The sequence below is a fragment of the Alkalisalibacterium limincola genome, from assembly GCF_008017755.1.
GTDB classification, from domain to species: domain Bacteria; phylum Pseudomonadota; class Gammaproteobacteria; order Xanthomonadales; family Xanthomonadaceae; genus Alkalisalibacterium; species Alkalisalibacterium limincola.
Window position 1 is genome coordinate 252714 of the sequence record NZ_VRTS01000001.1, and the last position, 15492, is coordinate 268205.

A 15492-nucleotide genomic window follows, 5' to 3' on the forward strand; every position below is an offset into this window, starting at 1 on the left:
CGCGGGCCGGGTAACGGGTCAGTGGTGCGGGTCGTCGCCGTGGGTGGGGCCGTCCGGGGACAGGCCGTCGAGGATCTCGTCGACCTTCTCCAGCGTCAGGTTCTCGTGGTAGTGGCCGTTCACCACCATCATCGGCGCGCCACAGCACGCGGCCAGGCACTCCTCCTCGTTCTTGAGGTAGATGCGCCCGTCGGCGGTGGATTCGCCCAGCTTCACGCCAAGCTTGGACTCGCAGTGGCGCACGATGTCCTCGGCGCCGTTGAGCCAGCAGCTGATGTTGGTGCAGATCGCCACGTTGTTGCGGCCGACCTTGCGCGTCTCCAGCATCGAGTAGAACGTCGCCACCTCGAAGGCCCAGACCGGGGGGATGTCGAGGTACTTCGCGACGGCGGCCATCAGCTCGTCGGTCAGGTAGCCGCCGTTCTCCTCCTGCGCCGCCCACAGGCCCTGGATGACGGCCGCGCGCTTGCGCTCGGGCGGGAACTTGGCCACCCAGTGGTCGATGTGGCTGCGGGTCTTCTCGCTCAATGCCTGCACCGGGTCGACGTTGCGCACCGCTTCGAAGTTGCCGGTCGCCTTCATCGGTCGATCTCCCCGAAAACGATGTCGTAGGTGCCGATCATCGCCACCACGTCGGACAGCATGTGGCCCTTGACCACCTCGTCCATCGACGAGAGGTGGGCGAAGCCCGGGGCCCGCAGCTTCACCCGGAACGGCTTGTTCGCACCGTCCGAGACCAGGTAGCAGCCGAATTCCCCCTTGGGGGCTTCGACCGCGGCGTAGGCCTCGCCTCGGGCACGCAATAGCCCTCGGTGAAGAGCTTGAAGTGGTGGATCAGCGCTTCCATGTCGTCCTTCATCTCCTCGCGGGAGGGCGGCGACACCTTGAAGTTCTTGCTCATGACCGGGCCGGGGTTGGCCCGCAGCCAGGCAACGCACTGCTTGATGATGCGCACCGACTGCCGCATCTCCTCGATGCGCACCAGGTAGCGGTCGTAGCAGTCGCCCTGGACGCCGACCGGGATGTCGAAATCGACCTCGGCGTACTTGGCGTAGGGCTGCTTCTTGCGCAGGTCCCAGGCCACGCCGGAACCACGCAGCATCGGGCCGGTCATGCCCCAGGCCAGCGCCTTCTCGGGGGGCACCACGCCGATGCCGACGGTGCGCTGCTTCCAGATGCGATTCTCGGTCAGCAGCGTTTCGTACTCGTCGACCTTGGACGGGAAGTCGTCGGCGAAGGCCTCGATGAAGTCCAGCACCGAACCGCCGCGCCAGGCATTGGCGCGATCGAGCTGCTTGCCCTTCTTGCGCCACGGCGACTCGCGGTAGGTCGGCATGTGGTCCGGCAGGTCGCGGTACACGCCGCCGGGACGGTAGTAAGTGGCGTGCATGCGCGCACCCGACACCGCCTCGTAGACGTCCATTAGCTCTTCGCGCTCGCGGAACGCGTAAAGGAAGATCGCCATCGCGCCGAGGTCGAGCCCGTTGGTGCCGACCCACATGAGGTGGTTCAGGATGCGGGTCACCTCGTCCATCATCGTGCGGATCCACAGCGCACGCTCCGGTGCCTCGACGCCCAGCAGGCGCTCGATCGCCATGACGTAGGCGTGCTCGTTGCACATCATCGAGACGTAGTCGAGGCGGTCCATGTAGCCGATCGACTGGTTGAACGGCTTGGACTCGGCCAGCTTCTCGGTGGCGCGGTGCAGCAGGCCCACGTGCGGGTCGGCGCGACGCACCACCTCGCCGTCCATCTCCAGCACCAGGCGCAGCACGCCGTGCGCGGCCGGATGCTGGGGGCCGAAGTTCATCGTGTAGCTGCGGATTTCCTGGGTCATGGCCTCAGCTCCTGGTCCGCTTGTCGCCGGCGGGTTGCTCGGCGGCCGCCTGCTGCAGGCGCGAGTCGTGGCGCACCACGCGCGGCACCCCCACGCGCGGCTCGATCGACACCGGCTCGTACACCACGCGACCCTTCTCGGCGTCGTAGCGCACTTCCACGTTGCCGATCAGCGGGAAGTCCTTGCGGAACGGGTGGCCGATGAAGCCGTAGTCGGTGAGGATGCGACGCAGGTCCGGATGGCCCTCGAAGAGGATGCCGAACAGGTCGAAGGCCTCGCGCTCGAACCAGTTCACGCCCGGCCACAGGTCGATGAGCGAGCCGATGACCGGCAACGCGTCGTCCTCGCAGAACGCCCGCAGGCGCAGACGTCGGTTGTGGCGGATCGACAACAGGTGGACGACGACGGCGAAACGCCGCTCGACGTGCCCCGGCCGCGGACGCCCGGCCCAGTCGAAGCGCCCCGGGCCCTGCCCCTCCACGCCGCGGGAAAAGCCCTCCGACGTCACGTCGACGGTGTCCCACTCGACCTGGCCAAAGCCCAGGTAGTCGACGCCGCACAGATCGACGAGCTGCTCGAAGTGGAAGTCGGGGTCGTCGCGCAGCACCCGTGCCACGTCGACCCAGTCGCCCGGCCGCACCACCAGCGTGGTTTCGCCATTGGCGATCATCACGTGCTCGACGCGCTCGCCGAAACGGGCGCGCAGACGCTCTTCGAAGGTGTTCGCTTGCTCGGCCATGGGGGCTTGGCGTGCCTTTGGTTCGGGGCGGGTGGGCGTGGAGCTCAGCGCGCGATGGTGTTGGTTCGGCGGATCTTCTTCTGCAGCTGCAGGATGCCGTAGACCAGCGCTTCGGCCGTCGGCGGGCAGCCCGGCACGTACACGTCCACGGGCACCACGCGGTCGCAGCCGCGCACCACCGCATACGAGTAGTGGTAGTAACCGCCACCGTTGGCGCAGCTGCCCATCGAGATGACCCACTTCGGGTCGGGCATCTGGTCGTAGACCTTGCGCAGCGCCGGGGCCATCTTGTTGACCAGCGTGCCTGCCACGATCATCACGTCGGACTGGCGCGGCGACGGGCGGAACACGACGCCGTAGCGGTCGAGGTCCAGGCGCGCGGCGCCGGCGTGCATCATCTCCACCGCGCAGCAGGCCAGGCCGAAGGTCATCGGCCACATCGAGCCGGTGCGAGCCCAGTTCACCAGCGTGTCGACGCTGGTCGTGACGAAGCCGCGCTCAAGCAGCGGGTTCTCGCCTTCCGGACGCAGGATGTCATCCACGCGACCGACCGGCACCGGGTTATGGAAGAACTCACTCACTCCCATTCCAGCGCTCCCTTCTTCCACTCGTAGATGAAGCCGATGACCAGGATGCCCAGGAACACGGCCATCGCGGCGATCGCCGGTGCGCCGATGTCCTTGAACACGACCGCCCACGGAAACAGGAAGGCGATTTCAAGGTCGAAGATGATGAACAGGATCGCGACGAGGTAGTAGCGCACGTCGAACTGCGTGCGCGCGTCCTCGAAAGCTTCGAATCCGCACTCGTACGGCGAGAGCTTCTCGGCGCTGGGGCGCTTGGGCCCGAGGGCCCAACCGATCACCAGCAGCGCGATGCCGATGCCGGTGGCGACGATGAGAAACAGCAGGATCGGCAGGTATTCGCCCAGCACGTGGCCCTCGCTCCGCCCCGGGAACCGGGGCGCGTGCGTGCCACCGCCCGCTGGCCGGGGCGGCGACCCGTCGCATTGATGTTTGGTGCCCAAGAGGGGACTCGAACCCCTACGACCAATGGCCGCTACCACCTCAAGGTAGTGCGTCTACCAATTCCGCCACCTGGGCAATGTGTTGGTTGCCGCAAACGCTCGCGGACAACTCGCATATTGTATCAGTCAATCAGCCTCGTGGATCACCCTCGGGCTGCGGTTCGTCTTCCCGCACCGGCGGGACCTCGACCGGCTCGACTTCGTCCTCGCCCGCCTCGGGGGCCGGCTCGGGCACCGGCGCGGCCGGCACTTCCGGGGCGCGCGGCACGTCGCCACCCGCCGCCGGGACCGACTGCTCGGCGGTGGGCACGCTGCCCATCACGCCCATGTCCAGCTCGACGGCCGGACGCCCGCCACGGCTGACGTACATCGCCATGCCGAGGCTGAGGATGAAGAACACGATCGCCATCCACTTCGTCGCCTTCGACAGGAAGTTCGACGAGCCACTGGCACCGAAGACCGAGGCCGATCCACCGCCGCCGAAGCCGCGCGCGCCGGCGCCCGAGCCGCGCTGCATCAGGATCAGCACGGTCATGCCGATGGCGATGAAGAGGTAAGCGATGGTGGCAATCTGAAGGATCATAGGTTTCGCATCAGTCCAGCGCCGCCGCAGCGACGATGGCCAGGAAGTCTTGGGCCACGAGGGACGCGCCCCCGATCAGGCCGCCATCGATGTCGGGCCGTGAAAACAGCTCGGCAGCATTGGCGGGCTTCACGCTGCCCCCGTACAGGATGGGCAGCAAGCCGGCGATTGTAGCATCGCCCCGGGAGATTTCGCCACGGATGAAGGCGTGGATCTCCTGGGCCTGCTCCGGGCTGGCGGTCTTGCCGGTGCCGATCGCCCAGACAGGCTCGTAGGCCACCACGGCGTTCGCGAACGCCGCCACCCCGCACAGGTCGACCACCGCCTGCAGCTGGTCGCTGATCACCGCCTCGGCCTGGGCGGCCTCGCGCTGCTCCAGCGTCTCGCCCACGCACAGCACCGGCACCAACCCGGCGCGCTGCGCGGCCTGGAACTTGCGCGCCACCAGGGCATTGTCCTCGCGCTGGTCGGTGCGACGCTCGGAGTGGCCCACCAGGACATGGGTCGCACGACGTCGGCCAGCATCTCCGCCGCCACCTCGCCGGTATGCGCGCCACTGGCGTCGACGCCGACGTCCTGCGCGCCGAAGTGGATGCCGCGGCCACCATGGGACGACACCAGCCCCGCCAGGTAGGGCATGGACGGACACACCAGCACGTCGACGCCCTGCGGCAGCGGGCCTGCCAGCAGCTGGTCCATCAAGGCCGTGGCGGACGCCCGGTCACCATTCTGCTTCCAGTTTCCCGCGACGATCCTGCGACGCATCGCACGCTCCGGCTGAACAAGGGGCGCCTAGGATAGCGACCCTGCCCGCGGGCAAAGCCCGGACCGATCTCAGGCCTGGGCCAGGGCGTCTCGATGGCGATTGCACCAACCGGCAAACGCGGCGGATTCCAGCGGCGGGCTGAACAGGTAGCCCTGCGCCATGTCGCAGCCGTAGCGCTTGAGCAGCGCCAGCCCTGCCTCCGTCTCGACCCCCTCGGCGATCACGCTCAGGCCCATGTTGTGGCCGATCTCGATGGTCGAACGCACGATCACATCGTCATCGCTGCCCTCCACCAGGCGCATGACGAAGCTCTTGTCGATCTTCAGTTCGTCCACCGGCAGCCGCTTGAGCTGCGCCAGCGAGGAATGCCCGGTGCCGAAGTCATCGATGGCCAGGCGCACGCCCGCGGCACGCAGGCGCTCGAGGACGCGCACGGCGTACTCGATGTCGCGCATCACCGCCGACTCGGTCACTTCCACGATCAGGTGCCGCGGCGGCAGGCGGTGCCGCCGCAGGTGGCCCAGGATGGCGTCGGGCAGCTTGTCGTCGAGCAGATCGATGGCCGACAGGTTGATCGCCACGCCGAGGTCCAGCCCCGCGTCGAGCCAGGCACGGCACGCGGCCAGCGCACCATCGATGACGAAGTCGCTGAGCGTGTTGATGATCCCCGAGCGCTCGGCGAGCGGGATGAATTCGTCCGGTCCGATCGGCCCCAGCTCATGGTGGTTCCACCGCAGCAGGGCCTCTGCGTGGCACACCCGGCCCTCCGGCAGGGACAACTTGGGCTGGAAGACCAGCCGCAACTGCCCCCGGGCCTGGGCGCGTCGCAGGTCCGACATGAGCTTGAGCTGCCTCAGGTGCGACTCCTCCCGCCCGGGTTCGTAGGTGCACACGGGCAGGTGCTCGCCCTTGGCCTGGTACATCGCCATGTCGGCGCGCCGCAGCAGGGGCTCGGCGGCGTCGGCGTGGTCCGGGAAGGCCGCCAGGCCAATGCTGGACTCGATCGCGACCTGGGTGCCGGACAGCTCCATGGGTGCCTTGATCGCTGCGGAAACGCGGACCGCCAGTTCGCGCGCGGCCTCCAGGCCGGAACCGGGCAGGATCGCAAGGAACTCGTCCCCCCCCAGCCTGGCCACCATGTCCCCGGAGCGCACACCGGCCCTCAGGCGACGCGCGACCTCCAGCAGCAGTGCATCGCCGAACGCATGCCCGAGGGTGTCGTTGATCTCCTTGAACCGGTCCAGGTCGATCATCAGCACGCTGCACGCGCCCCGCCCTTCCCGGGCCCGCGCGATCTCCTCGTCGAGCCGGCGCGCGGCACTGACCCGGTTGGGAAGTCCGGTCAGACCGTCATGGCTGGCCTGGTGCAGGATCCGCGACTCGCGCGCGGCCAGCGCCTCCTGCATCCGGTTGAACGCATCGCCCAGGGCCACCACCTCGCGGCCTCCATGGGGTGTCACGCGGGCGGAAAAATCTCCGCCGGCCACCCGTCGCGCCGCGGTGGCCATCGCTGCAACCGGCCGGCTGACGCTGCCCGCGACGAAAACCGCCACGACCACCGCCAGAAATGCACCGGACAGCGACAGGGCCAGGATCCAGACCTGCAGGCGCCGATAGGGCGCAAGCGCGGCTTCGGTGGGTGCGAGAAGGACCAGCTGCGCTGCTTCCCGACCGGGCCCGGCACCGGTGGCGCCCCCCGCACCGACGTCCCTCGCCAGCACGACGAAGCCGTCGATGCGGGCCGGATCCACCCCGGAACGCCCGGCCGCGTCCGGCCCACCAGCCAGGGTGGAGGCCACGACGGACCCGTCCTGGCTCCCGTCGCGACCCGCCAGCCGGATCATCGCATCGAGCCCGGTCATTTCCCGGAAACCCGCCAACGCGCCGTCGTCCAGGGGCTGCGCCACGCTCACCCAGCCGATCACGTCGGGCGCCATGACCGGCACGGTGGCCACCTGGTGGGCGCGCCCGCCGAGCACGAATACCCCGGTGGCACGACCCTCCATGCGGGCGCGTTCCACGTGCCGGGCGATTTCCGCCGAGCCCTGCAATTCCTCCACCGCCGCACCGGTCGCAGCGCGCCACTCCCCGCGCACCGAATGCAGGATGGCCAGGTCGCCCCCGAGCCGAAGCACATGGTTGGCCAGGGCAGAGCGCATCGTGGGCTCGTCGCCCGTGGCCACGGCGCGGCGAAAGCCGAAGTCGCCGGCCAGCACACCAGCGGAGTCCACCAGCGCCTCCCCGCGCGAGGACACGTAGCGGTCCCAGATCCGGGCACCGACCTCGAGTTCCTGGCGCAGCTGACTGGCCACCGCGCGGTTCACGGACAGGTCCACCGCGATGAAAACCAGCAACTGCAGGACCACGATGAGGCCGACCAGCCAGGCGACGATGCGGTCCTGCAGGCGCCACTGCCGCCCCCCGCGCCTCACGGCCGCGCCCCGTCCGCCGTGGCGCCTGGTCGCCCGCGCGGCAAGGGTCGCGACAGCTCCAGCGCCACCTCGACGTGGGTGGGGCCGTCCTCCAGCGTGACTTCCCGCTCCAGCGGCGGCTCCCCCGCGGGAAGGCGTGCATGCCACACACGCAGGCGCCACGTGCCGCGGGGTGCCTCGAGCGAAACCGCACCCGATCCATCGCTGATCGAATGCACCGCGGTATCGAGAACCACCACGTGGCCCAGCATCCAGTCGTGGATGTTGCAGCCCAGCGTCACGACGCCCGGGACGTCGAAAACGACCGGCTCATGGGCCTCGCCGCTGTATAGCGGCAGTTCGAAAACCTTGGCGGGGGAAAACGAGTAGACGTGGTGGCGGATGCGGTCGAGGTTGGGAAAGCGCACCGGCGTGCCCGTGGTGACCACGAGGACCTGCGGATTGAACTCCCCCCTCACCTGCTCGATCACGGCGTCGACGATCGGCACCGCCGCCGGGGGACCGTCCGCGCCACCCTCGCGACCATGCAGGCTGACCACGGCACCGGCCAGGGGCAGGCCCGCGCCATCCAGCACCTGCACGTCCAGGCGCGGCTGCGCCACGGTCGGCGCACTTGCCAACGCCAGGACCAAGCCTGCAACGAAACCCCAGCGCACCATCCCGAAACACCCCCAATGCCCCACCTACACGCGACTGCCAGTCCTGCTCAACACCACAGCGGCTAGACTTCCCGATCCGCATCCTTGTACGGATCCACCCGATGAGCAAATCCAAGCGTCCACGAACCGCCCTGGTCACCGGTGCATCCAGCGGAATCGGCGAGGCCATCGCCCGCGAGTACGCGAAGCGTGGCATCGGCCTCGTGCTCGTGGCGCGAAGGCGCGAACGGCTCGAAGCGCTCGCCAGCGAACTGGGTGAACACGTTCGCGTCGCCATCATCGCCGAGGACCTGGCCGACGCCGGCGCACCCGGCCGCATCGTCGAACAGCTCGAGCGCGACGGCCTCCAGGTCGACATCCTGGTCAACAACGCCGGCTACGGCGTGCCGGGGCGCTTCCTCTCCTCGGACTGGAAGACCCATGCGGACTTCCTGCAGGTCATGGTCGGCGCGGTCGCCGAACTGACCCACCGCCTGCTGCCCGGCATGGAGGCACGGGGCCATGGCGGCGTGCTCAACGTGGCCTCGGTGGCCGGGCTGGTGCCCGGCTCCGCCGGCCACACGATGTACGGCGCGGTGAAGTCCTGGATGATCCGGTTCAGCGAGTCGCTGTCGCTGGAATGCGCCCCGCGCGGCGTCCACGTCACGGCGCTCTGCCCTGGCTTCACCTACAGCGAGTTCCACGACGTCACCGGGACCCGTGCACAGGTGTCGAGGATGTCCCCCCGGATGTGGTTGCAGGCCGACGACGTGGCGCGCGCCGGCATCGACGCCCTGGAGGCGGGCGAACCGATGTGCATTCCCGGCTGGCGCTACCGGCTCATCCGCCAGGTCGCCAAGCACCTGCCCGATGGCGTGGCGCGGCGCATCATCGGCCGCCGCTCCAAGGACTTCCGCGACGATTCCTGAGGAAGGCCCGCCCTCCGAAGCGCGCGGCAGGCCTACTTGAGCTTGATCTCGCGCAGCCGCTCCTCGAGGTAGCCGTGCGCGGTGATCGGCTCCGGGTAGCGGTCCGGGTTCGCGTCGCTGACGCATCCGGGGAGCGTGCTGATCAGGAAATCCGGGTTCGGGTGAAGGAAGAACGGCGTGGAGTAGCGCGGCTTGCGCGCCTGGTCACCCGGCGGATTGACCACGCGATGCGTGGTCGAGGGATACACGTGGTTGGTCAGCCGCTGCAGCATGTCGCCGATGTTCACCACGATCGTGTCCTCCGCGGCGGTGAACGCCACCCACTCACCCTTGCGCGAGAGCACTTCCAGCCCGGCGGCGCTGCGCCGACCAGCAGCGTGATGAAGTTGATGTCCTCGTGGGCGCCGGCACGCACGTTGGGCACGTCGTCCGCGGTGATCGGCGGATAGTGGATCGGTCGCAGGATCGAATTGCCGTTGTCGGTCTTGTCGGCGAAGTACGCCTCGTCCAGCCCGATATGCAGCGCCAGTGCGCCCAGCACCTTCGAGCCGAGCTGGTCGAGCGCCTGGTAGAGCCCGTAGCCGCGTTCGCGGAAGCCCGGCACCTCCTCCGGCCACAGGTTCGGCGGCATGACGTCGGCGTACTTCGAACCCTCCGGCAGCTCGCGGCCGATGTGCCAGAACTCCTTGAGGTCGGGGAACTTGGAATCCTTGGCCGTCTCGACGCCGAATGGCGTGTAGCCGCGCGCGCCCCCGGTACCGGGAACGTGGTACTTCATCTTGACCTCGGTGGGCAGGTCGAAGAAGCGCACGAAAGCATCGTAGGCGCCATCGATCGCGGCCGGCGCGATGCCGTGCCCGCGGATGCCACAGAAACCCCATTCGCGGTAGGCCGCCCCGAGTTCGGCGACGAAGGCCGTGCGCTGGGCGGGGTCGTCGAAGCGACTGATATCGAGGGTCGGGATCGTGGACATGTCAGGACTCGTACGGGGGTGGCCGGGGCGCATTATGCGCCGGCGGCGATGATCGGAATTTGACGGACGTCAGGCCGGAACGACCTCAGACCGCCGCGCGCACCGCGTCGCTGAGCCCGGCCAGCAGGCGCTCCATCTCGGCGGCGTCGCCCGCCTCGACCGTCACCCGCACCACGGGCTCGGTGCCCGAGGGCCGCATGAAGGCCCTGCCCCGCCCGGAAAGCTGCTCCTCGGCGGCCGCCAGGGCCTGTTTCACCGAGGGCACATCCAGCGGGCGCGAACCGTTGGCGAGGCGGATGTTGACCGTCTTCTGGGGCACCTTGGTGAAGCCCTCGCGCAACTGGGCCAGCGTCTTTCCGCTGCGCTGGACGACTTCCAGGACCTGCAGTGCGCTGACCGCGCCATCACCGGTCCCCGCACGGTCCAGGCACAGGATGTGGCCCGAGGTCTCCCCGCCGAGGTTGCCGCCATGGGCGATCAGCTGCTGGTGCACGTATCGGTCACCCACGCGCGAGCGGACGAATCCGATACCCGCCGTCGCGAACGCCTTCTCCAGCCCGTAATTGGTCATCAGCGTCCCGACCACCGGCCCCTTCAGGCGCCGCGGTGGCGGCGGCGGCAACCGCTGAGTTCAGCGAGTTCCCCCAAAGAAAACCGGCCTTTTCAGGCCGGTTTTCTGCTTTTCGCGGCGCGTGGTTTCCGGACGGCGTTCAGCCTGGCCCGCCGGCGTGCTGCAGCACACCGGCCCACCACTCAAGCTCTGAAGTGATGTTCCCCGTCGACGCCAGCCACGCCAGGATCGAACGCACGGTGGCCACGGGATAGCTGCCCGACACCCGGGTAGCGACCGGGTGGTCCGTGAAGACAGCGTTCGTGCTGAACAGGCCGCCCAGCACGCGCCGCGTGTAGGCGATCCGGATCCGATCCGGCTCGAAGCCCATCGCTTCGGCGTGGGCGATGGCCGCATCCCGGTCCACCGGGCCCGGGTAGTCGGCAAGCTGGGTCGCCAGCACCTCGACCATCCACAGCGTCGAGTTCTGGTAGTCCCGGCTGCCGGGCCGGGCGATCACGTTGTAGCGCGGGTGATGCAGCGTGGTGGCCGAGGGGCCGGCGAGGTGGGACGCAAGCCGCCGTGCCAGGTCCGGTTCCAGCCACGTGATGCGGGCATCCTGGTTCACCAGGTCGTCGGAAAAGAAGTTCACCAGCCCCTGCACGTAGAGGCCGGAGTGGGTGCTGCGGCACTCGTTGAGCAGGTGCACGACACTCCAGCGCCCCCGCGGATGGTCGCGCACGGCGAAGCCCGCGTGGCTGTAGACCAGGCCGTGGCGGGAAAGATCGGCACCCACGCGGGACACCAGCGCCACCGGCGCATCGGCCTGGTCGAGTGCAGCGGCCACGCGCACCGCGGTTTCGGCGGCAGCGGCCAGTTGCAGCGGCGACACCGGGTCGGCGTCGCAATTGCCGCCGGCCTGCGCGGCCCCGGCCCACAGATGCAGCGAGACTAGTGCACCCGCGAGCAGGCACTTGAGCCGGCGACTCATCCGGAGATCCTCCGCGAATGGACCAGCGGGCGGGTGGCTTCATCGGCGACATAGGCCAGGGCCTCGCCGGCGACACTGAGGATCCAGCCTGTCGCCACCACGCTTGCCGTCACCGCGGCCCCTGCCGCGAGGCCCAGGTCGCGGGCAAGCCGCGCGGAGACCTCGACCACCATGGCTGAACCCTCCACGGCGGCCGACAGGGTGACCAGCGCGACCTCGCCACTGAAGCGCACCGCCGTTACCGAGAACCGGGCCCCTTCCGCCAAGGCATGCAAGGCCGCGAAGGGGACCTCCACCGAAGCCGCAAGGCTGGCCTGGACTGCCGGCTGACCGCTTCGGACTGGGCCGGGAGCGCGGTGGAGTGCACGCACAGCGAGACAGCGGCGGCAGCCAGCACGAGGATCGATGGTCGGGAACGGTGGATCGGCATGTTGGATCTCCAGGTCGGTTTGCCGGACGTTCGCGCAAGGCCGGGGACTGCAGCAATGAAAATGAACCGGGTTATGCTCCAGATGCCCTGCAGGACTAGGATTCCAATACGTTGGCCATCTCCAGCGAACTCACCGACGCACTCAAGCGATGCCTTCGCGCGCAGGCGATGACCTACCGCGACCTGGCCGGACGGCTGGGGGTCAGCGAGGCCGCGGTCAAGCGGATGTTCTCGCTGCGAGCGATGAGCCTTCAGCGGCTCGAGCAGATCTGTGCGGTGCTGGACATCGGCCTGGCTGAACTCAGCGCCGAAGCCGGACGTACCCGCCCGGCCATGGCGCAGTTGGGCCTGGAGCAGGAACAGGCCCTGGTCGATGATCCGCGCCTGCTGCTGGCGATGTTCCTGACCCTCAACCGCTGGCGCAGCAGGACGCGCTGGCACACTTCGACTTCAATGAAGCCCAATGGACGGCACTGCTGGCCCGGCTCGACCGGCTCGGGATCATCGAACTGCAACCGGGCAACCGGGCCCGCCTGCTGACCGCGCGCAATTTCCGCTGGCGCACCGACGGGCCGATGGAGCGCTATTTCCGCCACGCGCTTCTCGGCGACTTCTTCGCCGATCCCTTCGATGGGGAAAAGGACGCCCTGCTGCTGCTCAGCGCAGCCTCAGCAGCGGGGGCATCCAGCAACTGCAGCGGCGCCTGGACGAACTGGCCCGCGAGTTCGATGCCCTGCTGGCCCGAGATGCCACGCTGCCGGTGGGCGAGCGCTTCGGCGTGAGCCTCGTGCTGGCGCAGAAGCCCTGGCTGCTGCAGTTGTTCGAACCCTATCGGCGCGTCGAGGGCACCTAGGCGGGCCCGATCACCACCCGGCGGACCAGCGTGCTGAACTCATCGCCGAGTTCCTGCCCACCTCTGCGGCCGCGACCCTCCGCGCCCGGGCGCACGCGACGCGATGCCCGGCTCAGTGCGCCACCTCGGCGATGCTGACAAGGCCGTCGCGGCTGCATCGCACGGCACCCGAAGGGTAGAAGGCGATCAAGCCCAGTGCGTACTCCCCTGCCGCGACACCGTCCAGGCGCGCGGTGATGTCGAAGCCCACGCCTTCCAGTCGAGGCTGCTGCAGGGCCCGGGCGACATCGGGCCGGGCGGAGCCGTTGGGGCCTTCCGCGAAATAGGTTTCCCCGCCTTCGAGCAGCAGCCCGATCGAATCGGGCGGCCGGTCGTGCGACGCGTCGGCAATCCAGCCGCCGATGTATACCGAGCTTCCCTCCGGAACGATCGCGCCGGCGCGGTTGTCGCCGCGTCGCACGACGTCGATGCCACAGGTGTCGACCCGGCCGTAGTCGATGGGACGGTTGCGATCGAGAAGCCGGAAGCGGGGAATCGCGTCCCTGTGCAGGGCATGGTCCGGCAGCGGCGGCGCCTGGCCGGCACTGGCGCGCTCGCGGGCGAGGGCCGCGGCGGGCCCCTCGACCGGTTGCGTCCACGCGCGCTGGTACTCCAATGGCCTGGAGGGGTCGGGATGGCGCTCGGAGGCCGTCACCCGGGCACGCACGTAAAGGTCGCCCTCGTCGAATCGATATTCCGCAACACGCGCATCGACCCGGGAGAGCACCGCGCCTATGGCCGGATCGTAGACGCGTGAGGCATAGACGGGGCGGCCGAACCGGTCCACCGCAGCGTGGGTGTCGGGGTCGAAGCCGGTCCGGGTCCCGATGAATTCGATCGTGTAGTCCACGCCCGGTTCGCCGGCCACCTCGACCCGGATGCCCTTGGGCGAGGAGACCACGCGCTCGAGCGCAACACCCGTGGACGCATAGAAGCGTCCACCCAGCATCGCCTCGACCACGGCAGCCCGGTCCAGGCTTGCGGCCAGGACCTGCACCCAGCCGCGGCCCGGCCGGGCACCACCATTGGGCAGCCCGAGGAAATGATGCGCGTCGTCGGTGGCCGTCCCGTATACCAACGGCAGGTCCAGGCTGACGATCCGGTGGGTCAACACCCTGTCCCACACCAGCTCCATGTCGGGTCGCAGCGCATCGCCGTTGTCCCGGGAGATCGGATGCCCATTGAAGACCTCCATCAAGCGCAGGTCGGAAACGCGCATGATCTGTTCCGGTGTCAGGGAACGGCCGAAGTTCGGATGGTTGAGCTGCAGTGCGATCGGCGTCGAAGCGCTTTCGGACAAGGCCCGGTAGGCCGCGAGATTGCGCTCGATGACCGCCACCGGGTCCGGGCCGCCGCCTGGCAGGACCAGGTCCGGCGTGTTCAAGGCGTTGAGGTGGATCGCCATCCCTTCGAAACTGTCCGACACTTCCACGCCAGGCATCAGCATGAACTCGCCCGGCACTTCAAGCAGGCTGGCCACCTCGGCGAAGCTCAGCAGGCGGACGCGGGGCCCGAGCACCCCTGACCTGACCTCGATGGGGTGTTCCGGAAACGCCTCCTGCCGACGTTGCAGGGCCACTTCACCACCCGGCGAGCGGGCCAACTCCAGCCAGCGCTCTCCCGCCATGACGCTGTCGTGGTTGGTCAGGGCCAGGAAATGGTAGCCCGCCTCGCGATACCGGCTGGCGACAGACTCGGCGAAGTCGTCGCCATCGCTCCACAAATCGTGGGTGTGCAGGTTGCCGCGCCACCAGCGCTCCTCGCCAGCCACCGCCTCCAGCCGCGCGATCTCCGCTTCCGGCACACCCTGGTCGATCCCCGCTTGGCCACATCCGCCCGCGAGCACCAGCAGTGCGACTCCAACCGCCAGGCGGATCGCGGCCATCGGGCCTAGCCCACGCCGGGAAGCAATTCGAATCGATCGGCGTCCAACTGCGCCGGGAAGCGCTCGCGGTGCGCCTGCAATGCGCTTGCCGGAAACGTCGCCGTCGCCACGCTCGGCTGCTGGGTCAGGTCCACCAGGGCCTGGCCCAACATGTCGATGGCCATCGAATCCCCGGCATAGGGCACGTCGTTGCCATCGGTGCCCACGCGGTTCACCGCCGCCACGCAGGCCAGGTTCTCGATCGCCCGGGCCACCAGCAGGCTGCGCCAGGCGTGCCGGCGCGGCGCCGGCCAGTTCGCCACGAACAGCAGCAGGTCGTAGTCGAAGCGACCCGGTGCGTCGTGGTCGAAGCGGTTGCGGCAAAACACCGGGAAGCGCAGGTCGTAACAGACCAGCGGGCAGATGCGCCAGCCACGGAACTCGAAGGTGATGCGCTCGCGGCCAGCCGAATAGCGCTCGTGCTCGTTGGCCATGCGGAACAGGTGGCGCTTGTCGTAGTGGCGCACCCGGCCATCGGGCTCGACCCACAGCATGCGGTTGAACACGCCCTGGTCGGTGCGGATCTGCACGCTGCCGGTGACCGCCGCGTCGAGTTCGCGCGCCAATCCCTGCATCCACGGGATCGTGGGTCCGTCCATGTCCTCGGCGCGATCGAGCGCATCGTTGCTGAAGCCGCTGGTGAAGGTTTCGGGCAGCACGACGATATCGCTCAGGCCAGCCACTGGCCGCGCCAGTTCGGCATACATCGCCCGGTTGCCGTCGGGGTCGTGCCACAGGGTGTCGCCCTGCACCAGCGTTACGCGCAAATCGTCCATTGGCG

General features: G+C 68.8%; 13 protein-coding genes, 1 tRNA gene and 4 pseudogenes. 2 read left to right on the forward strand and 16 right to left on the reverse strand.

Translation table 11 applies throughout. The features are described from left to right. Positions 1-18 precede the first annotated feature (18 nt). From nuoE to FU658_RS01155, 10 genes and pseudogenes are all read right to left on the reverse strand, one after another. The gene (nuoE, locus tag FU658_RS01110) at positions 19-582 is read right to left on the reverse strand and encodes an NADH-quinone oxidoreductase subunit NuoE (protein WP_147890418.1); all 564 of its coding nucleotides are present in this window, start codon (positions 580-582) and stop codon (positions 19-21) included. After that, positions 579-1837: pseudogene (locus FU658_RS01115) on the reverse strand (NADH-quinone oxidoreductase subunit D). Before FU658_RS01115 ends, nuoE begins: the two are co-directional and overlap by 4 nt. A 4-nt stretch (positions 1838-1841) precedes the next feature. After that, entirely contained in the window at positions 1842-2576 is a 735-nt protein-coding gene (locus FU658_RS01120; RefSeq protein ID WP_147890419.1) for an NADH-quinone oxidoreductase subunit C, read from the reverse strand. Positions 2577-2620: 44 nt separating this feature from the next. Then, positions 2621-3163, reverse strand: a complete 543-nt coding sequence (locus FU658_RS01125) for a NuoB/complex I 20 kDa subunit family protein (protein WP_147890420.1) — start codon at positions 3161-3163, stop codon at positions 2621-2623. Further along, positions 3154-3510, reverse strand: coding sequence for an NADH-quinone oxidoreductase subunit A (locus FU658_RS01130; RefSeq protein ID WP_147890421.1), 357 nt, complete (start codon positions 3508-3510; stop codon positions 3154-3156). The genes FU658_RS01125 and FU658_RS01130 overlap by 10 nt, the downstream gene beginning before the upstream one ends. Before the next feature lie 83 nt (positions 3511-3593). Then, positions 3594-3679, reverse strand: a tRNA-Leu gene (locus FU658_RS01135). A gap of 54 nt (positions 3680-3733) precedes the next feature. Then, positions 3734-4186 (reverse strand): preprotein translocase subunit SecG, encoded by a 453-nt coding sequence (gene secG, locus FU658_RS01140; protein ID WP_147890422.1) that lies wholly within the window; start codon positions 4184-4186, stop codon positions 3734-3736. 10 nt (positions 4187-4196) lie between these two features. Then, a pseudogene (tpiA, locus tag FU658_RS01145) lies at positions 4197-4951 on the reverse strand (triose-phosphate isomerase). Between the two features lie 69 nt (positions 4952-5020). Next, positions 5021-7384, reverse strand: coding sequence for a putative bifunctional diguanylate cyclase/phosphodiesterase (locus tag FU658_RS01150; protein ID WP_147890423.1), 2364 nt, complete (start codon positions 7382-7384; stop codon positions 5021-5023). Beyond that, positions 7381-7986, reverse strand: a complete 606-nt coding sequence (locus FU658_RS01155; protein ID WP_147890424.1) for a methylamine utilization protein — start codon at positions 7984-7986, stop codon at positions 7381-7383. Before FU658_RS01155 ends, FU658_RS01150 begins: the two co-directional genes overlap by 4 nt. Positions 7987-8144: 158 nt before the next feature. Between FU658_RS01155 and FU658_RS01160 the strand changes: the two genes are divergently transcribed. Next, positions 8145-8951, forward strand: coding sequence for an SDR family NAD(P)-dependent oxidoreductase (locus FU658_RS01160; protein ID WP_147890425.1), 807 nt, complete (start codon positions 8145-8147; stop codon positions 8949-8951). A 32-nt stretch (positions 8952-8983) separates the two neighbouring features. On the opposite strand, the pseudogene FU658_RS01165 reads toward FU658_RS01160, so the two are convergent. The 4 genes and pseudogenes from FU658_RS01165 to FU658_RS01180 form a co-directional block, all read right to left on the reverse strand. Next, positions 8984-9924, reverse strand: a pseudogene (locus FU658_RS01165) (isopenicillin N synthase family dioxygenase). 85 nt (positions 9925-10009) lie between these two features. Next, positions 10010-10525 (reverse strand): annotated as a pseudogene (locus FU658_RS01170) (phosphohexomutase domain-containing protein); the annotation flags it as partial. Positions 10526-10634: 109 nt separating this feature from the next. Further along, positions 10635-11465, reverse strand: a complete 831-nt coding sequence (locus FU658_RS01175) for a DUF2145 domain-containing protein (protein WP_147890427.1) — start codon at positions 11463-11465, stop codon at positions 10635-10637. Then, entirely contained in the window at positions 11462-11761 is a 300-nt protein-coding gene (locus FU658_RS01180; RefSeq protein ID WP_147890428.1) for a hypothetical protein, read from the reverse strand. Before FU658_RS01180 ends, FU658_RS01175 begins: the two co-directional genes overlap by 4 nt. A gap of 245 nt (positions 11762-12006) precedes the next feature. On the opposite strand from FU658_RS01180, the gene FU658_RS01185 reads away from it, so the two are divergent. Then, the gene (locus FU658_RS01185; RefSeq protein WP_147890429.1) at positions 12007-12435 is read left to right on the forward strand and encodes a helix-turn-helix domain-containing protein; all 429 of its coding nucleotides are present in this window, start codon (positions 12007-12009) and stop codon (positions 12433-12435) included. A 425-nt stretch (positions 12436-12860) separates the two neighbouring features. Here FU658_RS01185 and FU658_RS01190 read toward each other — a convergent pair whose 3' ends face one another. Next, positions 12861-14672 (reverse strand): CehA/McbA family metallohydrolase domain-containing protein, encoded by a 1812-nt coding sequence (locus FU658_RS01190; protein ID WP_147890430.1) that lies wholly within the window; start codon positions 14670-14672, stop codon positions 12861-12863. Between the two features lie 5 nt (positions 14673-14677). After that, positions 14678-15487 (reverse strand): amidohydrolase, encoded by an 810-nt coding sequence (locus FU658_RS01195; protein WP_147890431.1) that lies wholly within the window; start codon positions 15485-15487, stop codon positions 14678-14680. Between the last annotated feature and the right edge of the window lie 5 nt (positions 15488-15492).